General features: G+C 44.6%; 14 protein-coding genes. 9 read left to right on the plus strand and 5 right to left on the minus strand.

The window, feature by feature from the left end; genetic code table 11:
- Window positions 1-20 precede the first annotated feature (20 nt).
- Window positions 21-1,655 carry a M28 family metallopeptidase gene (locus tag MYF79_RS00075; protein WP_247811957.1) on the minus strand — a complete coding sequence of 545 codons (1,635 nt, stop codon included), beginning with the start codon at window positions 1,653-1,655 and terminating at the stop codon, window positions 21-23.
- A 214-nt stretch (window positions 1,656-1,869) separates the two neighbouring features.
- On the opposite strand from MYF79_RS00075, the gene MYF79_RS00080 reads away from it, so the two are divergent.
- A complete protein-coding gene (locus MYF79_RS00080; RefSeq protein ID WP_247811958.1) occupies window positions 1,870-2,919 on the plus strand; it encodes a helix-turn-helix domain-containing protein in 1,050 nt (349 codons plus the stop codon).
- Between the two features lie 293 nt (window positions 2,920-3,212).
- On the opposite strand, the gene MYF79_RS00085 is transcribed toward MYF79_RS00080, so the two are convergent.
- On the minus strand, window positions 3,213-3,812 hold the full coding sequence (locus tag MYF79_RS00085) for a hypothetical protein (RefSeq protein WP_247811959.1): 600 nt from the start codon (window positions 3,810-3,812) through the stop codon (window positions 3,213-3,215).
- Window positions 3,813-4,030: 218 nt separating this feature from the next.
- On the opposite strand from MYF79_RS00085, the gene MYF79_RS00090 reads away from it, so the two are divergent.
- Entirely contained in the window at window positions 4,031-4,201 is a 171-nt protein-coding gene (locus MYF79_RS00090; RefSeq protein WP_247811960.1) for a hypothetical protein, read from the plus strand.
- Between the two features lie 32 nt (window positions 4,202-4,233).
- Here the strand turns inward: MYF79_RS00090 and MYF79_RS00095 are convergent, their stop codons facing one another.
- A complete protein-coding gene (locus MYF79_RS00095) occupies window positions 4,234-5,541 on the minus strand; it encodes a PepSY-associated TM helix domain-containing protein (protein WP_247811961.1) in 1,308 nt (435 codons plus the stop codon).
- Between the two features lie 196 nt (window positions 5,542-5,737).
- On the opposite strand from MYF79_RS00095, the gene MYF79_RS00100 reads away from it, so the two are divergent.
- Both MYF79_RS00100 and MYF79_RS00105 read left to right on the plus strand, forming a co-directional pair.
- Window positions 5,738-6,742 carry a helix-turn-helix domain-containing protein gene (locus MYF79_RS00100; RefSeq protein WP_247811962.1) on the plus strand — a complete coding sequence of 335 codons (1,005 nt, stop codon included), beginning with the start codon at window positions 5,738-5,740 and terminating at the stop codon, window positions 6,740-6,742.
- A 298-nt stretch (window positions 6,743-7,040) separates the two neighbouring features.
- Window positions 7,041-8,846 (plus strand): glycoside hydrolase family 2 protein, encoded by a 1,806-nt coding sequence (locus tag MYF79_RS00105; RefSeq protein WP_247811963.1) that lies wholly within the window; start codon window positions 7,041-7,043, stop codon window positions 8,844-8,846.
- 56 nt (window positions 8,847-8,902) lie between these two features.
- Here MYF79_RS00105 and MYF79_RS00110 read toward each other — a convergent pair whose 3' ends face one another.
- Both MYF79_RS00110 and MYF79_RS00115 read right to left on the minus strand, forming a co-directional pair.
- On the minus strand, window positions 8,903-9,247 hold the full coding sequence (locus MYF79_RS00110) for a hypothetical protein (RefSeq protein ID WP_247811964.1): 345 nt from the start codon (window positions 9,245-9,247) through the stop codon (window positions 8,903-8,905).
- 39 nt (window positions 9,248-9,286) lie between these two features.
- On the minus strand, window positions 9,287-9,625 hold the full coding sequence (locus tag MYF79_RS00115; protein WP_247811965.1) for a hypothetical protein: 339 nt from the start codon (window positions 9,623-9,625) through the stop codon (window positions 9,287-9,289).
- Window positions 9,626-10,149: 524 nt separating this feature from the next.
- On the opposite strand from MYF79_RS00115, the gene MYF79_RS00120 reads away from it, so the two are divergent.
- From MYF79_RS00120 to istB, 5 genes are all read left to right on the plus strand, one after another.
- On the plus strand, window positions 10,150-12,684 hold the full coding sequence (locus tag MYF79_RS00120) for an alpha/beta hydrolase family protein (RefSeq protein WP_247811966.1): 2,535 nt from the start codon (window positions 10,150-10,152) through the stop codon (window positions 12,682-12,684).
- A gap of 1,297 nt (window positions 12,685-13,981) precedes the next feature.
- Window positions 13,982-15,343, plus strand: a complete 1,362-nt coding sequence (locus MYF79_RS00125) for a hypothetical protein (RefSeq protein WP_247811967.1) — start codon at window positions 13,982-13,984, stop codon at window positions 15,341-15,343.
- Window positions 15,344-15,443: 100 nt separating this feature from the next.
- Entirely contained in the window at window positions 15,444-18,023 is a 2,580-nt protein-coding gene (locus MYF79_RS00130) for a CHAT domain-containing protein (RefSeq protein ID WP_247811968.1), read from the plus strand.
- Window positions 18,024-18,647: 624 nt separating this feature from the next.
- Window positions 18,648-20,192: an IS21 family transposase gene (gene istA / locus MYF79_RS00135; protein WP_247811969.1), complete on the plus strand. Its 1,545-nt coding sequence runs from the start codon at window positions 18,648-18,650 to the stop codon at window positions 20,190-20,192.
- 22 nt (window positions 20,193-20,214) lie between these two features.
- Window positions 20,215-20,943 (plus strand): IS21-like element helper ATPase IstB, encoded by a 729-nt coding sequence (gene istB, locus MYF79_RS00140; RefSeq protein WP_247811970.1) that lies wholly within the window; start codon window positions 20,215-20,217, stop codon window positions 20,941-20,943.
- Window positions 20,944-20,965 lie beyond the last annotated feature (22 nt).

The raw sequence follows: 20,965 nt of genomic DNA on the forward strand, positions 1-20,965 counted from the left end.
TTTTCAACGCTATATAATTTCTATCGTTTCGATTTGAATTCAGAGCCTTCTTTCCATTTCGGGAATTTATCTTCATTCGACAAGGTCTGGCCTACATCGAACAGGAAGCGCACATCTTCCACCATTCCTGACAATTCCCAGCTGGGATCCATCTGGTCGAAAGGGGAATGATAATGATCGCGGCCGTACATGGTGGCATGATCGGGTGCCCAGGCAGAATCGTGCATTAGGGATTTGGTGCCGCTACCGGGATATAACGCTGGGATACCGACTTTCGCAAAATTGAAATGGTCGGAGCGGAAGAACCAGCCCCCCGAAGGATTGGCTTCAGGTACCAGGAAGCGGCCCTGTTTTTCGGCCGATCTGGCGGCATAATCGTCCAGCTCAGATTGTCCCTTACCGATGATCGTAATGTCTTTGGTACGCCCGAAGAAGTTCAGCACGTCCATATTGATGTCCGCAACGGTCGATTTAACAGGGAAGATGGGATGTGCCGCATAATATTCGGAGCCCAACAGGCCCTGTTCCTCTCCTGTTAATGCCAGGAATAACACCGAGCGTTTAGGCGCCTGTTTCAGCTTGGAAAAGGCCGTTGCAAGCTGCAGGAGGCCAGCTACACCGGAAGCATTATCCAGCGCACCATTGTAGATAGAATCGCCTTTTACAGCTTCTCCGATGCCCAGGTGATCCCAATGGGCGGAGTAGATGATATATTCATTTTTCCTGTCTGTACCGGGCAGCAGGGCGGCCACGTTGTGGGAAACGGATTTACGGATCTTGTTCTGCAATGCCAGGGAGGCCTTCACATTTAAGGGGACCGGTTTAAACCCGGGGCGTTTAGCCTGGTTCATGATACTGTCGGGCACACCTGCCAGCTGAAACAGTTTTTCGGCAGATTCCTGGGTCAGCCAGCCTTCGATGGCGGCGCGGCTCTTATTATCGTCGGGCGTCTGCAGGTCCAGTTTAGGCTTTGACCAGCCGCTGCGAACTACTGTCCAGCCATAGCTGGCAGGCAACACGTCATGAATGATGAGGATACCTGCCGCCCCCTGACGGGCTGCCTCTTCAAATTTATAGGTCCAGCGGCCGTAATAGGTCATGGTATGGGTCTTGCCTTTGAACAGGGTGCTGTCATAAAACCCGGGATCATTCACCATTACCACCACGGTCTTACCTTTTACGTCCAGTCCCGCGTAGTCGTTCCAGTTGTACTCAGGCGCCACGATACCGAAACCGGCAAACACCATTTCTGAATTGTTGATGGCCACCCGTTCCTGTACATGTTTGGTACCTGCCACGAACTGATCGAGGTAACTGAGTTTCAGTTCACCGCTCTTACCATTTATGCGCAGGTCGCCTTCCGGCACGGACCTGATCTCCACCATCGGCACTTCCTGGAGGAAACTGGTATCATTCCCTGGTTGCAAGCCTATTTCCTTAAACCGTTTTATGAGGTAGGCCAGCGTTTTCTCTTCCCCGATGGTAAAGGGCTTACGTCCCTGGAATTCGTCGGAGGCAAGTACAGCAATATCCTTTGCCAATCCGGCTGAATCGATGGCTTTAATAGCAGTTGAATCGTCGGCAGTACCGGCCTGTCTGGTGCCCGGGTTACAGGCTGCAAGTGCCAGTGTTGTACATAAGAGCAGGTTCTTCATCAGCAAGTTGTATTTCCTTAAAGATATTCAAATTATCTTCAACCTGTTCCCTTGGGCTATTTGCAGGTGCAGTTCTCTCTTTGAATAAATAATTATAAGTTTGCCGCCAAACCGGTTAATCGTTCTGTTCTGTTAACAAAGACACGTTATAGAAAACAGCTCTCACGGAGCTACACCAAACAACAATGGATCGATGCCCCTTAAATGTTAATTTATGCAATATTTCGCAGAGAGATTAAAAGCGCTACGCAAGAGCCATGGTCTGTCCCTGCAGGATCTCGCTGATAAATGCGATCATACGGTCAGCAAACAGGCGCTGAGCAAATATGAGGCGGGCGTTATGCAGCCTTCCCGCAAAATATTAGACATTCTCGCAAAAGTATTAAAGGTAAGGGTCAGCTATTTTGACACGCAACCGATTTTCAAACTGCCTGCATTTGAGTTTAAGCGGAAAGGCGACATACCCGTAAAACAGCTGGAGAGTATCAGGGAAAAAGTAAAGGATATGTTCGAGCGTTATCTGCAGGTAGAATCCCTGCTCGCCATCCAGTTTAAGTTCAGCAATCCTGTAAGGCCTATCCCTGTAGCCGATGAACTGGCAGCGGCGGATGTTGCCACCAAATTACTCAATAAGTGGGACCTGGGATGGGGCGCCCTCCACAATGTGAGCGGCATGCTGGAAAGCAAAGGCCTTCGTGTGATCGAGGTAGAATCACCGGCCATCTTCGACGGCTTAAGCACCTATGTGGGAAAGATACCCGTCATTGTGCTGCATAAAGACCGGCCGGCCGATATCAAACGTTTTGCCGCGATGTACGAGCTGGGCCAGCTCGTGCTGAACATCACCGAAGGTGCAGACAGGCATAAGATCTGTGAGACCTTTGCAGCAGCGATGTTGTTGCCGGGGGATGCTTTGGAGACACATTTAGGCAACAAACGGATCGCCATTGCGCCGGGAGAATTGAGCACTATCAAAGAACAATATGGGCTGCCGATGGGGGCTATTATGCAACAGGCAGTCTTCAAAGAGATCATCGACCGCAAAAATGCAAATGGCTTTTTTAAAATGCTTGCAGATAATGCTGATGAAACAGGCCTCGGCGTTTACACCGGCCAGGAAAAAACATACCGTTTTGAACGCATGGTATACCGGCTAGTAGCAGAAGATATCATTGATGTGGAGAAGGCGGCTGATCTTACCGGGAGATCGGTGGAAGAGCTACAGCGGGAAATAGAGGTGTTTGAGGCCGTGGCGCAGGAGTAAGCATATGTAAGGAAAGATATGAGGCTGACCAAACAGTAAAATGAAGACTTTGAGATTCATTTAAACGATAATCGGCCCCCATAGGCACCCAAACAAAAAGGGGCTGACCAATACTTTGGGTTAGCCCCCTTTTGTTTGGATACCTGATGGAAACAAGTGAAGGTGTAAGTGATTCTCAAAGCCTTCGTTTATTTTGATACACCCACCTCTTTTGTTCGGGTACTTGTACAGAGACGGTTAAGTATATCGGCGATTTCCAGCGCCTGTTTGTTCTTTTCTGGCCTTCTCTTTTTTTAAGGCTGCAGCCCGCCGAAGTCATATACAACAGTTGGATCTTTCAATTTATTTTTGTCTTCGGTATATGGCACAATGAATACTGTCATCCGCCCTATTTTTTCCTTTTGTGTTTTTAGCGGAATCCTCCTGCCTTTAGGGTCTGCTTTGGCGAAGAATTCAGCTGTATACATTCCCATTCGTAGTTCAGTAACGCCATCGTCTGTATCACTTTCCAGGTCGGTGTGGTTTACCAGCCAGCACACCATATCCGTTCCTGAAAACGCTTCTGAGCGCGTAATCAGACTGGATTTAGGCACGAAATACCCTTTCGCCCCCCGCATTACTTCATTTTGTAAGATCGCAGGATCATGTACATACCCATGTCTCGCCATCACCGAATCATACTCCTCAAAACAGAGTTTTGCATGCTCATACTTCCATTCAAAGCCCGATGTGGATGGTTCCAGGTGATGCGCAGCATACTGTTCACAGGCATCTCTAAGCAGCCTTGTGAAATTAGCTGGCGCCGGCGGTACAGCCTTAGGCTGCTGCCGGCAAGCTATCAAACCAAAGAAAAACAGTAATACAATACTGAATAAATAAGTGCTCTTTTTCATGCTGTGGGGTATTATGAGGTTATTGATAAAAGCAATTTAAAACACCTACACCAACTCACAATGCTCACAACATAAATATGGGACATTCCACTTATATCCCGGGAAAAATCCCCTCCCTATATACCGCCTATTTCCCATTGTATGGCCCTGCCCACTGGCCTACCTTTGACTTAACACAATGCCCCTCGCAGCTATTCATCACATTCAACACTACTATTATGGACCCAGCATTCATACAATCATATTTCGACAGGTGCGATAAAAACACCATCAGGAAAATAATTACAAGCGCCATCAAAGCGCAGGAGCTGCCTGTCAGGATCCGGCCTATCATACCACAACGTAACCCCAACAAAAACACGAACAACAAAAAAAGCGTCGGCCGGTAGCTGACGCTTTTTTCATAATATCTAAATATTTATCAGTTGTTCCTCACAGGAGGAACATTCGTTGTTAGCCCTCCCTTGTTATCAACGTAAAGCTTACTGCCCATTTGCCCCTGTTTTCTTTTCCGGTGATGTTGACTGCTTTTATCCTTCCTCCCCTTATTCCACCATACCAGGAAGCCGGTTACAGGCAGGCTGGCGCAGATGAGGCTTGCAAAGAAAGCCAGGATCTTTCCCGGCAGACCGGCAATGGCGCCCACGTGAATGTCGTAGTTCATGCCAATCAGCTGTTCGCCTGCATTCCTGTCTTTCGCTGTTTCATGCAGGAGCAGCTTACCACTGTGCTGATCGAACTGCAGATCGTCCCGGTCATAATAGGTCTCCTTTCCCCAGTAGGCAGACATGCTGATGGTTGCCGTATTGTTATTCGGTGTGGCATATACACCAATGCGTTTTGCATTCGGGAATTGCTGTACCGCTGTGGCATAAGCCACATCCAGCGGATTAGTGCCGGCCGGTGGCAGTGCTAAAGTATCTGACTGCACTTCCTTATGCTGGGGCGGTGTAATGCTGCGGGATGCTACCACATAAACGGTAGCCTGGAACCATTTAAAGGCCCATACCATGCCGGTCAATGCCAATACCAGGGCTATGAGCAAGGCATAGAAACCTAGTACATTATGCAGGTCATAATTCACGCGTTTAAAATTGCCTGACCATTTTATTTTGAAGCTTTGCTCGCGTGTCTTCTTTGTCCATTTCTTCGGCCACCAGAGTATGAGGCCTGTGATCAGGAGAATGACGAAGATGAAGGTTGCCCATCCTACTATCGGCTGACCATATTTCGTATTCAGGAGTAAACTCCAGTGCAGGTATTTTACGATCACAAAGAAATCACGTTTCAGGTCATGCACTGCTGTTACATTACCCGTGTAGGGATCTACATATGCGGCTTTATAATACGCCGTAGCGCCAAAGATGGTGAGGGCATTTTCATCGCCTTCGGCATAGCTTAGGAACTCCCAGGCCCGGTCGGGCGTTCTGTAAGTAAACACACTGCGGATGGGATATTCCTTTCCCAAAGCAACCTGTGCCTTTTCCTGCAGTACGCTCAAGGGCAATGTTGGTGTATGGTGTGCTGTAACGAACAACTCATCATGATGTACCCATTCGTTGATCTCTTTCTGGAACACGAAAATGCAACCGGTAATGCTGACGATCAGCACGATGATGCCGGACGTTAGTCCCAGCCAGAGATGCAGCCAGGCATTGAGTTGCTTTCCCAGAGATTTCCCTTTTTTATTAATGTTGGTTTGTGTGTCGTTCCCCATGGTTTCAGGCATTGGAAGTATTGCTTTACGGAAGGGCCTGGTCCCTTTTGAGTGCATGCAGGGTGTCCCTACCGGGCTAATACGCGAAGGTCGGGATGCCTAAAAAGATAATTAAGACAAAAAAGGAAAAGTATTTACGCAAAACGGAAAAAAGAAATTATGAGACTGGTAGTGCCGTTGCAGTACTGTGTTCTAATTTGGTAGTACGATGACCCTACCATTGTCCATTTCAACCCACATCGGGCAACCGATACTGTTCACCCCCGGTATGCCTGACGCCTATTCCAGCTACGCGCTGCAGGGCACCAGGCCGTATTACGCGGTGAGTGACAGCTTTGGCTGTATCCTGTTCCAGCAGGTAGCGAATCATAGTTACAATGCATGGGTAAGTCATTATATCATTAATAGACCGACAGCATTTAAAGTAAAAGGAAACGTGGACGATCTGTTGTTCCACCACACATTAAAGGGTAATATGTTCTATATATTGAACAGCCATGAAAGTGAAACGTTTCAACACCAGATGAATATCATGGTAACTCCCAGGCTACGCCACCTGGTTCGTTTCAAATCAGCAGGAGTATATGTTGCTTTGGACATACAGATGCCGGTGGATGAACTGAAGAGTTACCAGGAAAGTTTCCCGGTTGTGCAAGACCTCTTAAAGAAGCTAGACGATAAAAATACCATTACCCTCCTGGATCAGCATATGATAGCCCATGAACGCCTTCGCAATATTATTCAGGACATCACCGAACGCCAGTTACCTAAGGCAGCCAGCGAAAAATACAGAGAACAGAAAACCGGAGAACTCATCATTGAATCACTTGATATGCTTTCACGTTACCTTACAGATGCCAACGGCCTGAGCGCGGCCGACCATGAAAGAGGCCAGAAGACAGAGGTACATTTGCTGAAACATCTGCAGCAACCATCGCCTCCCACCCTCAAACAATTGGCGAGATTTGCCGGTACGAATGAAAAGAAACTGGAAGAGATCTTCCGGAGCCGTCACGGTATTACCGTATACGACTTCTTCCAGAATGCGCGTATGCGTATCATTTACCGCAAGCTCACCGAGACGGCTGTGCCTCTTCAGGACCTTGCTGAAGAATTCGGCTATACGGATTATTCCAGCTTCTCCTACGCCGTAAAGAAACGCTTTTCAATGAGCCCCCGTGAACTGAGAAAGAACAGTAGCATCAATTCCTGATGGTTTTTCTCTCTTTCCAAAGTTCACTATTTAACTCCTAAACAACCCCTTTATATCATGACGTAACTTTAATACAGAAAGAACAATATTATTCGTTTTCGTTGCCATAACGACTTATAAATACGACAAGAACATTTAATGGTATATTGAGGAAAACAACGTCCTGGCTTTCTAGCCGGGACCATTTTTCTTACAATGTTACCATTTCCAATATATCGCAACATATACCAACGTACACATGCCAATTGTTTTCTCATCGCATTATTTGTATTCCCCATTCACGCATTAACCCAGGTACATGAAACCGTTTAAAAGCACGCTTTTGTTTGTTGCCCTATGCTTACCCTGTTTTCAGATCGCCCTTGCCACTGGTGGGGGCGATTGGTTTTCCGGCAGATGGTCCATGCAGCCCGTACCTGTTCATACACAGTGGGCGGCAGACGTTTCTCCTGACAATGTATTGCCCGAATATCCCCGCCCGCAGATGGTACGCTCTCAATGGCAGAACCTGAACGGCCTCTGGGAATATGCCATTACCCGCTGGGATGAAGACATGCCTTCGCAGTTTGACGGTGAGATACTGGTACCCTTTCCCATCGAATCTGCACTATCCGGCGTACAGCGGGCGCTGTTGCCGACACAACGACTCTGGTATAAACGCACTATCAAAAAACCCGATACCCGCGGCGGTAAACGGGTACTATTACACTTTGGCGCGGTAGACTGGAGAGCGGCTGTCTTTCTCAATGGCAAGCTGCTGGGCAGGCATATGGGCGGGTATCAGCATTTCTCATTTGATATTACCGCCTCTTTACAGGAAGGGAATAATGAATTGGTGGTGAGTGTGCTCGATCCATCCAACCTGGGGCCTAATCCCTGTGGTAAACAAACCCTGCGACCAAGGAAGATCCTGTATACAGCCGTTAGCGGTATCTGGCAGACGGTATGGATGGAGACAGTGCCGCCTGTCTATATCACAGATCTCTTTATGACACCTGATGTCGATGCCAATTGTCTCAATCTGCGGGTCAATACTTCCGACACTGCAGGCACCGTGATCGAGGCTATTGCTTATGCAGGCACCCAGCCTATTGCCCACACCTCCGGTCCCGCCAACAGGATGCTGGACCTTGGCCTTCCCTTTGCACACCTGTGGAGCCCTGCAGATCCTTTTCTGTATCACCTCCGCATTCGGCTACGGCGGCATGGACAGGTGGTGGATTCTGTGACCAGCTACTTCGGGATGCGGAAGATAGCCGTACAAAAAGATAGCACAGGCATGCCACGCCTGTTCCTCAATAATAAATACACTTTCCAGTTGGGCGTACTTGACCAGGGCTACTGGCCTGAAGGATTGTATACCGCGCCTACTGATTCCGCTCTTGCATTCGATATCAGGATGATGAAGGCGATAGGATTTAACACCATCCGCAAGCATGTGAAACTGGAACCTGACCGCTGGTATTATCATGCTGACCGCTTAGGCATGCTGGTATGGCAGGACATGGTGCCCTGTGCGGATGAAGACTTCTATTCTACCTCGCAGTTTGAACAGGAGAACAATGAGAACCTCTATCAGCTGCACAATTTTCCTTCCATTGTGATGTGGATACTCTTCAATGAAGGATGGGGAAAGTATGATCAGCAGCGCCTCACGGAATGGATGAAACAGGCCGATCCCTCACGGATCATCAATGGTCATTCGGGAGAGAACCTGGATGTATACAGCGACACGCCCCTACGCGACCGATGGATCAGTAGCGATGTGGCGGATGCGCATTATTATCCCGGGCCCTATATACCACCGGCATTACCAGGTAAAGCGAGGGTATTGGGAGAATGGGGCGGTGTGCGCGTCATCACACCCGGCCATCAATGGGCGCCCAAAACAGGATGGGGATATGTGGAAGTGAGTGCAGCCAGGTTTGCCGAGCGATATAAATACATGATGGGCCGCCTGAAGCAATACGAGAAACAAGGATTATCCGCAGCAATATATACACAACCTTATGATGTGGAATCGGAAGAGAATGGGTTTATGACCTACGACAGGAAGGTGCTGAAGATCGATGTGGCAGAAATGCGAAAAGCAAATACCTGGTAATAAAAAGGAACCTTCCTGGATCGTTCAAAACAGGAAGGCTCCCTGCCATGCAGATCTTACATAGCTGTTGTGATGTTTGTTATCGTAGTTGTGCACCAATAAAACTGGCGGGTGATCGTTTCCGTTCCGGAAACCGCCTGCAATGTTTTTACGCCGATCGGCTGGCTGGTGACCAGGTAATAGACGTGGGACAGGCTACCGGGAACAGTGGTAATAAACCATGGCGTGGTCGTACACAGGCTTCCGGTTGTATAATACACCTTGCCGCCAACCGTTTCATATACGATAGATGTTGGCGTAAAGACAGGCTCTAAGGTGAACCTCGTGATCTTAAAGGCCAACAGGCCGCCGCTCATGGCGAGTACGAGGATCAGTACCAGTAGAATTTTAGCTTTTTTCATGATGATGGATTTTATTATTCAACCGTTCCGCCTACGGCACTACATGGCCGCAGTAGTACGGGTAGTGATCAATGCACAGGGCTGATTACCTATTATAAACGTATGTGTTCCTCCCACTTCCTCCAAAGTGATGTTGCCTATGGCCGGACCAATACTAAAGGTAACTGTCGTGGTTGCACCTGTGGTAGTTAAATAACGTGTAGCACCGAGTGCAGTACAGAATATAGTACTGGTAGAGTAAACCGTTCCGAAAGTAGATAGCTCCTTCGTATATCTCCATACCGGCGAAGTATTGAACCGGCTCGCTTTAAAGGCAAACGCGCCTCCGATTCCTGCAAGCATGATCATTGCAATTAAAATGATTCTGGCTTTTTTCATGGTAATAGTTTTAGGTTGATAGATATGATACGACTGGGGTAGAAAGCGACCTAATGTACCCTGATATTTCGCCGTTTACTTTGGAGGCCCTGTATTTATTTAGGAGATACCGATCCCCTATGGCAATAAAAAAGGGAACCTTCCTGAACCGTTCAAAACAGGAAAGTTCCCCGCCATGTAGTTTGTACATAGCTGTTGTTTATATTTGTTAACTGCGGTGCATAAGAAAGGTGTACCGGACAACATCATACTTTCTTCCGATCCCCCTAACAATGATCTTCGTAATTAAAATAGCCCTGGCTTTTTCTCAGGTAATAGATTTAGGTTGACAGATATCCTGTGTTATAATCCTTAGCTAATTTACTGCGATATTTCTGTGTTTGCTTAGGAGGCCATGTACTTATTTAGGATGTACTGTTTATCTTATTACGCCTTTTTTGACCTTACAGGTATAGACAAACATGGCATGAATGCTGCTGTAATATTTCCGTACATTGTATTACCTTACGAGTGACCCCATTTATATGAAATGCATTGCCGCCTGGATTTTATGCCTCTGTTATCTGCCCCTGTTGGCTCAAAAGCCATCCATCTCCAACACATCTTATAAAAGCTGGGAATTGCTTTTTAATTACAATATTACTGACGATGGTAAATACGTCTGGTATACATATGGATCCGAAGTCACGGGCAGTACATTGGTAGTTAGAGCTATCAACGGAGATGATAAGAAAATATTCACCGGCGTGCGGGAAGCTGCATTTGCCCCAGATAATAAACACCTCATCTTCATTTCTGAAAAAGGATTGGGTATTCTTTCATTGGGAGGCAGCGAAGTGGAATACCTTCCTGGTGTAAATAATTTCATCTTACCGGAAGAGGGAAACGGCGAATGGCTAAAAGCACAATATGGCGATACCCTGCTTGTCAGGAACCTTCGTAGTGGTCGGCAGGCTTATTACCCGGACGCCCTGCCGGGTTATTTCAACCGGCAGGGAACAGTCTTAGTGTTACACATCCGGGATTGCCTCATATGGATGGATCTGCAAAACAAGCAACAAAGGCAGATTGCTACGAAGAAGAATATTGGCAACATCACCTTCGACCATACGGGTACACGGCTTGTATTCACTTCCGGCGATGCAGCCGCTGCGGAGGTTCATTATTACAGTAAGGACATGGACAGCGCCCGCGTGCTTGTTTCTCCCCGAAAGCGGGACTTCCCTCCCACTAATGGTATGCTGCAGTTTAGCCAGGATGACCGCTTATTGTTTTTCAAAGTGGCAAGGAAAAAAGAGGCCACTGCCCAGGACAGTACCATTATTACCGATAAACTAAGGCTATGGGATTACCGGGATGCCCGTTTACGTTCCCAGCAAGCACCAGATCCATATGGGCCATTCTCTGCGGTTGTTCCTGTTTCCGGCGGGAATGTTATTCAACTGGAAAATATAGACAGTTCTATCTGTGGTATACCTGGTAAGCGTTTTGCTATCGTCTGCAATGTGACGAATGAAGAAGACGCCTATTGGAATCCCCGGCAGATACCGGGTCATGACCTGATATCGCTGAGTGATGGTAGCCGGCGGAATATCACCCGTTCTCCACAACAGGCATTCCAAATCTGTTTATCTCCTGCAGAACGGTTTGTGACCTGGTTCGATACCCAGTCAAAGCATTATTTCAGCTATGAGATCAGTACGGGGATTACACGCGATATTTCTGCCGGCATTCTTAACTCGCTTGTTGATACCCATATCAGCCGGAAGGAAGTACTACCTTATGGCATGGCCGGCTGGTTAGCCAATGATACCCGTGTGCTGGTGTATGATGAATTTGACATCTGGCAGCTGGACCCGGCAGGCAAGCTCCCTCCACTGAACATCACGAACGAGTATGGCCGCCAGCAGAAAACCACCATGCGCATTGTATATTCGCAGGAACTGCCTACATTAAAACTGAATACGCCCCTGCTGATCACATGCCTGGATAGTACTAGGTTTAATGGTTTTACATATATAAAGGCTGGAGCCAATGCTGTTATTTCGCCTCCCGCTATGGAGCCATGTGTTTATCATTTCCCTGCATTAGCCGTACACGAGCCACCCCCACCTGTTAAGGCACAAAAAGCGGATGTTTACCTGCTTCAGCATCAAAGTGCCACTCAAGCCCCTAACCTGGTCACCACAACAGATTTCCGGCATTTCAGGCGTCTTTCGGATATTCAACCCCAGCAGGGCTTCAACTGGTTGCAGGCAAGCCTTGTTCGCTGGTCTATTACCGATAGCCTTACAGGTACCGGGATCTTGTACAAACCGGAGGATTTTGACAGTACTAAGAAGTACCCTGTCATTTTCCATTATTATGAGGAAAAGAGTAAGGGCCTATTCCTCTTTCCAAGCGTAGGACTTAGTACAGGAGATCTGAACATTTCCTGGTATGTCAGTAACGGGTACCTGGTATTTATACCGGATATCTACCGGCCTACGGGACAATCGGGCGCCGCGATTCTTAACACCGTCGTATCTGCCGCTAAATATCTGTCCTCCTTACCCTATGTGAATGGGCAAAAGATGGGCTTACAGGGCCATAGCTTCGGGGGTTATGAAACCAACTATCTGATCACCCATACCAATTTATTTGCGGCAGCCCAGGCCTCTGCCGCCCCGGCAGATTTGTTTGGGCTGCATGGAGGAACGGGATTTGGCGGCAGGAGTTACCATTATATATCTGAGGTGGGACAACTGAACCAGGGAGCTACTCCCTGGGAAGATCCACAGGCCTATTTACAAGGCTCTCCGGTTTTATCCGTCAGCCAGGTAACCACACCATTATTATTAATGCACAATAAAGAGGACGGAGCCGTACCGTTTTCCCAATCGGTGGCATTGTTTACAGCACTGAGAAGATTAGGGAAGCCGGTTTGGTTGCTGGAATATGAGGGGGAAGGGCATGTATTGTTTGATCCGGGGTGTCTGTTGGATTTTAATATGAAGCAGCAGGAGTTTTTTGACTATTACCTGAAAGACAAAGCCTTTCCTACGTGGATGCGGCGATAACAGGTTCTTACCCATTGCTACTAACAAATTTTATTTAGTCCTAACCGGGTAACTATGACATTAAAGTAGTTTCAGCAAAAAGTCATGAAAAAAGCAAAGATCTTCCTTTCCTTAATTGCCATGCTGGCAATTATTGCGGGCGCTTTCGCCTTTAAAGCTTTTAAGTTCAATGCTAACCCGGCATGGAGGTATACCAATTCTATTACCATAGGAGGAAGTGTTTATTCTTCAACGGTGCCGTTTTGTACATCAACCAATCCCGTGTCCTTTTTCACTACAGCATGTTTTGAAATAACAACAACATATACATCAATAGCCCGGAGCGGAGCGGCTAAAATTACTTTGGCATACACAGCGAACACAAGCATAACATATACAATACCACAGACATCCTGCAGTCTTTTGACCGCTTGTGTGACAGCCATCTTCTAGACAACAAGTGATTTGTATGAAGGTCTAAATTCAGTGACCATGCCTGGCCAGGATATATGTCAGAAATTTATGACCCTCCTTAATAGATCTCCCATTACCTATTATAGTCTGCTTCCAACCCTTTCCTTTGGTCATAAATCAGTTTTTTTGAATCCAGCCAAACTTTTATTGCGTATATCAGTTTTGAAGACAAAGGCGCCCCACCCTGTCGACTCCCGATAGGTTCGAGGCCCTGGGTTCTTTGGGGGAATTCTCCATAGATATAAAAATACTTCCTGGACAACATCATCTGCTTCGTTTACGTTCTGTAGATGGTAAAAGGCTTCCTCATACAAACACTTATGATATCGGTTAAAGATCACATCAAATGCAGTTTCAATGCTTTTCTTCAGTACTTTAACTAAACATATTCCGTTCATATAGAGTAGGGACCTCACAGAATAAATTCTTATTATTTTTTTGAGTACCTGGGTGTCAATTCGACGACATATCAATGAGAACTACAGCTCCGCTAATCGAGATACTGACATATAACAAAGCTTACTTATGTAACATTGCATACCACTAAGAAGCAGGGTACCATACCTATACAATCAGTTAGGATTATTAAGAGCTAAAAAATAAAATACATGCTGACATACTAATCATTTTAGTATGCTAGGGAACACTTTACTTTTGTTGATCCGGAACAAAAATAACCATCAATAGGAAGTAAAGCTATTCCAATCCGCCAGCCACTCTCTTATGTTCCAATGTCTGGAACATCTATTTCCTGTCAATCATTTGCCATCACAATTTTTCATCCAGGTAGGATTATCTAACGTTTTAATAGTTATTCAAATAAACAACTTAACAGTACTATATCATGATTCCATCTAAGATCAAGTACATTATTGTTATTTTCTTTTTCCTATTTGCAGCATCTGTTCATGCCCGAACAGCCTCTAGCTGCAAAACAGTAAGTCATTCTGAAGTAGAAACACTGTCTAAAATGCATTTAGCGGCGTCAATGGTAGTTGAATTGCCGTCTGTGGGCTTTCAAACTGCATTTAAATTCGAAGAAATTGGTTTCAATTTGGGGTTGGATCGGGGCTTTTTGCCAGAAGTAGGGTCAGTTGAGCGAGGATTATCAAAGTACAATGTTAGAGGAGTTAATTTAGTTAATCTAAATTTTGAAAATTCATCAAAAATCAAGGATCTAAATACTTTAATTAGAGACAAATACAAGTATTTGGGGAAAGAATATTGCCTAATAAAAGATTTTTACCAGGATCGACAAGCAGATATTTGGGAACTTAATTTAAATAAACAAAGTTGTAATAAGAAAAAAGCCAAGTTGAATTGGAAAGCTAGTCTATTTAAAGAATCCAAACTTATTTTTATTAATCCTTCAGACATTGAAAGTATAGGTATTCTAAAGGATGCAGATGCAACATTCATTTATGGGTCTAGAGAAGCAAATGGAGCAACTTTGATTACAACAAAAAAAGGAAAAGAGGAGAATCTAAAATTTAATTTGAATTTCAAGTCGGGTTGTGTAAAGTCGTATCAAATTTCAGATAGAACATTCATTTATGAATCTAGTGAGACAAATGGAGCAATTTTGATTACAACAAAAAAAGGAAAAGAGGAGAATCTAAAATTTAATTTGAATTTCAAGTCGGGTTGTATAAAGTCGTATCAAATTTCAGATGCAACATTCATTTATGGATCTAGTGAGACAAATGGAGCAATTTTGATTACAACAAAAAAAGGAAAAGGGGAGAATCTAAAATTTAATTTGAATTTCAAGTCGGGTTGTGTAAAGTGGCATCAAATTTCAAGTAGTTTAAAACTAAATTCGAGTTGGACTAAGTCAAATTTCAGATGTAGTTATAATAACTTATACCCTGGATATTTAGACCATTCATTTAAATTAATCGCGAGTCCGACCAATATTCCACATAAAAGGAGTTTCAATAATTATTATAGCAGGTCAACTGGCAATTCCACTAAGGCTTTATCCGATTTAGTTGGTAAAACTACATTTCATCCTAATAGGGAATTAATAAGAAGGCGAATAATTTTATGTTTAGCCAATACAGCCAACTATACTTTAGACAAAAACTGGTACAAGAAAAAGCGAAAAAAGAGTCCAGAGAATAATTATATAGCCATTAAAGAACAAAAGTTTAAATCCTTTAGAGTTAAAAATGCTTATTTAGTCTCTCCTGTTCAACGAACATAGTCATTGTCAATTCTTACACCTGTACTATTTCATTAGTTTTTAATGACAGGGAATGCTGTGCTCATATTAGAGTACAAATCCCCTATTCAAAAACCCGAACATGACTATCATTAAAGCATGCCATTCAAAATGGCCGATGCCCGAGGGCATTGAATCAACTATTAATATAGTTGATAGTAACAACCTGGAAATTATACGCACAGATTTAAAGCTAAATCAAAGAGACTCTATGACAATATTCCTGACGGACGGCATAGAGGATAGTGAAAAATTTAATCTTGTACTGAATAATATTAATAAGATTGGTAAAAGCTGCGACACATATACTGTTTTATGTGATTGGGAGGATAATATTTCAGGTAATCTATATAAAGGACTTGTCAATTTATGCGACACAGCCCCTTTCAAAAACATCTTACTGCACATTACAACAATGTGTTGCCAGCACATGAACATTAAATCGGCTAAAAAGAAAATCATTTCATTCAATCTTGCCAAAGTCAAACAACAACTAAAGCTTACATTTCCGTTTTCGGGCCTGGATATAAATGCAATATCAACACTAAGCGATAAAAAACTCCATCAGTCTAAATGGGACATTGCGGGTAAACTCAAAACAGCAATTATTGCAAACAATAGTTTTGACGCCGTCAAACTTTCAAAAACTTCGCCTGATCTACTTCCTAATGTTTTACAAGGAAGCAAAGACCCATCAACTTATATAGATGATCTTTGTAACAAAATGGCTGAAATAGTCATTGCGGTATTAAAACGCTATAGAAAAGAGGTAAACCTGGACTTTTATACTACGATAGTAGAAGAAATTTTCCAGCAGTTATATCCCCAAACATATGGCTATCAAATATGGAAAAGGATTAAAAGTACTGCAAGGACTTACTGGCAGCCGAATGATAATGAACAAACACCTAAACCAGGACATCAACTAATTAAAATAATCAAGGATTTCTCTGATGAGAACGGCCACTTTGACATTAACATTATTTGTCATTCTGCAGGCGCCATCGCCGGCTGTGAACTGGTAAAAGCCATTCAGAAATTAAAGTCTGCCCGAATCAGGATTGGAAAGATAATTTTTCTTGCACCGGCCTGTAGCTTTGAACTGTTTGAGGAGGCTATTATGGGCTCCAGTATCCTTCGCGAAGGGTTCAGTATGTTTGTTTTGAAAGAGGAAGATGAACAAAAAGACATCTTCATCGACAATGTATATCCACGCTCTTTTCTACAACTCGCGTCCATACTGGAAAATAGAATCAAATCGACGCCTATCTTAGGTATGGAGAGATATTGTAAGAAACAGCCTCATATCAGTATTGAAAATGATGCCATCGAAGCCTTTCAAGCCTTCCGGGAAGGAAGTGGTAATACGCGAAAAGTCGTATACGCAGGCGCTCCGGATTGTACCGCCAAAAGGCATGATGACTTCCTTACAGACGAAGGAACAATAGACACGATCATCCAATTGTTGAAAAATGAGACGCCTCCACAACCATTAGGCGCTCTGGTGCCAGGCAACAACACTGTCGGTGATAAAACGAACGCAGCAAGGAAGGACAAACATCACCGGTCCAATGGACGGCACATGTCAGCATGGCATTCCTTACGGCAGCCAAACGATAACTATCTTAAAATAAAGGTGACCAGGTGGAAGAATAAGGAGCGAAAGTTAAAGTTTTCATATACAGCCAGCGTAAACGGTAAGAAGGAAAGTGATTCTTTCGACGTCGTACATTTGCTTTACGACATAAAAGATTATTATAACGACAGCATAAAAGAACTAGAGGAGGCTGCATTTCATAAAGAAAACCTGGAAGAGCACCTACGTCGTACCGGTATGAAATTTTATGAAGAATTGTTCCCGGAGGGACTCAGGGATACTTTCTATAGATTAAAAGATAAAGTCTCAACGCTCATTGTAGATTCCTTTGATGAATTTATTGCCTGGGAACGCTGTAAAATGTCCTGGACAAACGACGATGGTACGGTACAGAATGGTCCATTCTTATGCGAATGTTTCAACATGGTACGTTGCGGCCCGCTTTCACTGCCTGTGCATATACCACTAAAGAATCTTGCGATCATCGTACCCAAAAGTGATTTACCTAATGCCCAGGCAGAAAAAGAAATGCTGTACGAACTCGCATCAAAGCGGAGCTACATGAAAATAACCGAAATAGATCCCACCGTTTCTAAAGTGATCAATAGCTTCAGAGCCGGCGAATATGACGGATTCCATTTTATAGGTCATATACGCTCCAGTGAATACGCCAATAAATATCGCATGGAGCTCAACAATGGACCAGTGGAACCAAGCCATATTAGTGGAGATGCCAGGAACCTGGGCAGGGCCACACCTTTTGTATTCCTTAACTCCTGCTATTCTGCAAAAACCGGGCTTGGGCTAACCAATATCGGAGGATGGGCCGCGGCCTTCCTCCGTGCTGGAGCCTGTTGCTTCATTGGATCCGCCTTTGCTGTAGATGACTTCCAGGCGCTAAAATTCGCTACCAGGTTCTATATACATCTTTTCTCCGGATGTACAGTAGCAGAAGCAGCAAAACACGCCAGACTGGATATCAGAACCGCGGGTGACCCAACCTGGTTATATTATGCTGTTTACGCGCATCCTTTTGCGCGCTTGCAAGAGGTCCCAACTGGATAAGTATGACATTACAGTAAAGTAGTTTCAGCAATCAAACCAGGGTATAGCGGATATTTCGCCAAGGAAGGGACATGAGCAGTTCTACAGCACACACGTCCGCAGCCGCATGCGGAGATGTTCAATATGACTGAACTCCCGGGTTAGGATAGACGGGAATATTGTCTATTTCCGCCTTATTGCCGAAGTTAATTCAGTGACCCGCTCTAGAAGGATGGGTAGAAATTCTGGTCCTTTCCAGATAATGCAAATGCTGACAATTATAAACGTCAGAATTATCATTATAGCACGACTACTCAAAGTTACAGACATGCTTTCCCGATTCCGTTTTCGTGAAAATTGAATCATACCGAAAAAGGCTAATAAATAAGGTTAGTAAAATGGTTGGTATACCTTTCCAGCTCCGGATGTGTATTACGCTTGATGTTGACCACCCCTAACGCTCATCTTGACCACCTTTCCGGCCTTTACTGATATTAATAATTGATAATCAGCCAGTACCGCTGGTCAATATGCCGGAACGACATAAACTTAATTAACGTAGGTGGTCAACATGCCGGAACGGCATATTGACCACCTCTAGTTCCTCCAGGATTGTTTGCTTTGGGATACAAAACCCCACGGAAGATGGCCGGAGAAACTATCAGCATGACTAAACTAAAACAGATCTTCTTGCATCGCAGGAATGGCATGGCCCTGGAAGCCATTGCCCGCGTAATGAACGTCTCTCGCAACACTGTCAAAAAGTACATTCGCTTAGCAGAGCAGAAGGGCTTGGAATTGGAACAGCTGGCAGCGATGGAGGAACATGACCTAGAAAAGATATTTGCGGAACCAACATCAGTTGGGAAATCGCGCTTTCAGGATCTGGAGGGAATGTTTGCCTGGATGGAGCAGGAATTGAAGCGAACTGGCGTTACACGATGGTTGCTGTGGGCGGAATACAAATCCCGCTATCCGGATGGATACGCTTACACACAGTTTTGCGATTATTACAGGCATTGGTTGGAACATCGTTCTGCAACTATGCATTTTGATCATACACCTGCGGACAAAGCCTATATTGACTTTACCGGTAAGAGATTGCAGGTGGTTGATAGAGACGGAGGAGAAGTACGAGATGTGGAGATATATGTGTGCATATTAGGATTTAGCCAATTAACCTACGTAGAGGCATTAAATAGCCAGCGCAAGGAGGACTTTCTGCAAGCAACAGCCAACTCATTAAAATACTTTGGAGGTGTGCCCAAAGCCCTTGTTACAGATAATCTGAAGTCTGCCGTGACTGAACCGGATAATTATGAACCGGAAATCAATGAAAGCTTCCTCGAATTTGCCAATCATTATCAGACAACTATTTACCCCGCCCGCAGTAGAAAACCTAAGGATAAAGCGCTGGTAGAAAGCGCGGTTAACATCGTCTATAAACGCATATTCGCTCCATTACGGGATAAGATATTCTTTGAATTGCATGAGCTGAATAGCTCCATACTAGAGCTCTTAAATAAGCATAATAACGAGATGTTTCATAAGGAACCATTTAGTAGAAGGCAAAAGTTCGAACAGCATGAAGCAGGCCTGCTCCAGCCATTACCTGCAACCCCTTACCAGCTTCGGAAATATAAGACAGCAAGAGTTATGAAGAATAGCCACATACAGCTGGAAAAGCATTATTACAGTGTGCCATACCGCTTTATAGGGAAAGACGTCAAGGCCATTTATACCCGTGATCAGGTACATATATTTATCAATAACGAGAGGATTGCCTTCCACATTCGGGGATACAAGCCGTTTGGCTATACAACAGATCAGAATCATCTTCCCTCGAGTCACCAGTTTGTCGCTGATTGGAAGCCTGAAAAGTTTCTGTCCTGGGCTGATAGTATCGGCCCACAAGTTAGGACCTACATAGAAACCATCCTGCAGCAAAAGAAATATCCGGAGCAAGCCTATCGCAGCTGTGTTGGGATATTATCCCTGGCAAAGAAGGCGGGCAAAGAACGTCTGATAAAAGCGATAGAACGAGCCACCTTTTACCAGATATATAACTATAAAACTGTCAAGAAGATCCTTGATGGAGGGTTGGAAATGTTATTCGAGCCAGACAGTGATCAAAGTGAGGCCTCATTGCCCCAACATACTAACATAAGAGGGAAAGAACACTATCAGTAATCACCTTGTAAAACACCATACTATGCAAGAAGTAATCAAGCAAAAATTAGGTCAAATGAAGCTGCATGGCATGAACCAGGCATATTCAGCAGTCTTATCCAATACTCGTTCTGAATCCATCACTCACGATGAGTTTATACACATACTCGTGCAGGCTGAGTGGGAAGACAGAGAAGGCAGAAAGATTGGCCGATCTTTAAAAAATGCGCGGTTCCGCTATCAGGCCTCCATTGAAGAAATTGATTTTACAAAAAGTCGAAATCTGGACAAGACGCATTTATTGCGATTAGCTGAATGTATCTTTATAAAGAAAAAGGAGGACCTCCTCATAACCGGTGCATCTGGTGTAGGCAAGAGCTTCGTCGCCTCAGCCTTGGGGCATCAAGGCTGCCAGTTAGGCTATCGTGTTTTATATTTTAATACCCAGAAGCTATTCTCTCGCTTGAAGACGGCTAAGGGCGACGGTTCATATAACAAAGAAGTTAGTCGAATAGAGAAATATGATCTTTTAATATTAGATGACTTTGCCTTGCAACCTCTAGACAATTACAACCGTAATACACTTATGGAAATTATTGAAGACCGACATGGGCGTAAATCAACCATAATTGCCTCTCAATTGCCTGTCAGTATGTGGTATGATGTGATTGGAGAAAGCACGATTGCAGATGCGATACTAGACCGGTTGGTTCATAAAGCGCACAGAATAGAATTACAAGGAGAATCTATGAGGAAACTGAAAAGTAACTAGTCCGATTTTACCTATTTTTGTT

The sequence above is a fragment of the Chitinophaga filiformis genome (genome assembly GCF_023100805.1).
In the GTDB taxonomy this organism is placed as follows: Bacteria; Bacteroidota; Bacteroidia; order Chitinophagales; family Chitinophagaceae; genus Chitinophaga; species Chitinophaga filiformis_B.

What these genes read in the sequence shown, in the direction of transcription:
- MYF79_RS00075 (WP_247811957.1), bottom strand. Translation starts at nt 1,655, where the DNA reads ATGAAGAACCTGCTCTTATGTACAACACTGGCACTTGCAGCCTGTAAC.
- MYF79_RS00080 (WP_247811958.1), top strand. Translation starts at nt 1,870, where the DNA reads ATGCAATATTTCGCAGAGAGATTAAAAGCGCTACGCAAGAGCCATGGT.
- MYF79_RS00085 (WP_247811959.1), bottom strand. Translation starts at nt 3,812, where the DNA reads ATGAAAAAGAGCACTTATTTATTCAGTATTGTATTACTGTTTTTCTTT.
- MYF79_RS00090 (WP_247811960.1), top strand. Translation starts at nt 4,031, where the DNA reads ATGGACCCAGCATTCATACAATCATATTTCGACAGGTGCGATAAAAAC.
- MYF79_RS00095 (WP_247811961.1), bottom strand. Translation starts at nt 5,541, where the DNA reads ATGCCTGAAACCATGGGGAACGACACACAAACCAACATTAATAAAAAA.
- MYF79_RS00100 (WP_247811962.1), top strand. Translation starts at nt 5,738, where the DNA reads ATGACCCTACCATTGTCCATTTCAACCCACATCGGGCAACCGATACTG.
- MYF79_RS00105 (WP_247811963.1), top strand. Translation starts at nt 7,041, where the DNA reads ATGAAACCGTTTAAAAGCACGCTTTTGTTTGTTGCCCTATGCTTACCC.
- MYF79_RS00110 (WP_247811964.1), bottom strand. Translation starts at nt 9,247, where the DNA reads ATGAAAAAAGCTAAAATTCTACTGGTACTGATCCTCGTACTCGCCATG.
- MYF79_RS00115 (WP_247811965.1), bottom strand. Translation starts at nt 9,625, where the DNA reads ATGAAAAAAGCCAGAATCATTTTAATTGCAATGATCATGCTTGCAGGA.
- MYF79_RS00120 (WP_247811966.1), top strand. Translation starts at nt 10,150, where the DNA reads ATGAAATGCATTGCCGCCTGGATTTTATGCCTCTGTTATCTGCCCCTG.
- MYF79_RS00125 (WP_247811967.1), top strand. Translation starts at nt 13,982, where the DNA reads ATGATTCCATCTAAGATCAAGTACATTATTGTTATTTTCTTTTTCCTA.
- MYF79_RS00130 (WP_247811968.1), top strand. Translation starts at nt 15,444, where the DNA reads ATGACTATCATTAAAGCATGCCATTCAAAATGGCCGATGCCCGAGGGC.
- istA (WP_247811969.1), top strand. Translation starts at nt 18,648, where the DNA reads ATGGCCGGAGAAACTATCAGCATGACTAAACTAAAACAGATCTTCTTG.
- istB (WP_247811970.1), top strand. Translation starts at nt 20,215, where the DNA reads ATGCAAGAAGTAATCAAGCAAAAATTAGGTCAAATGAAGCTGCATGGC.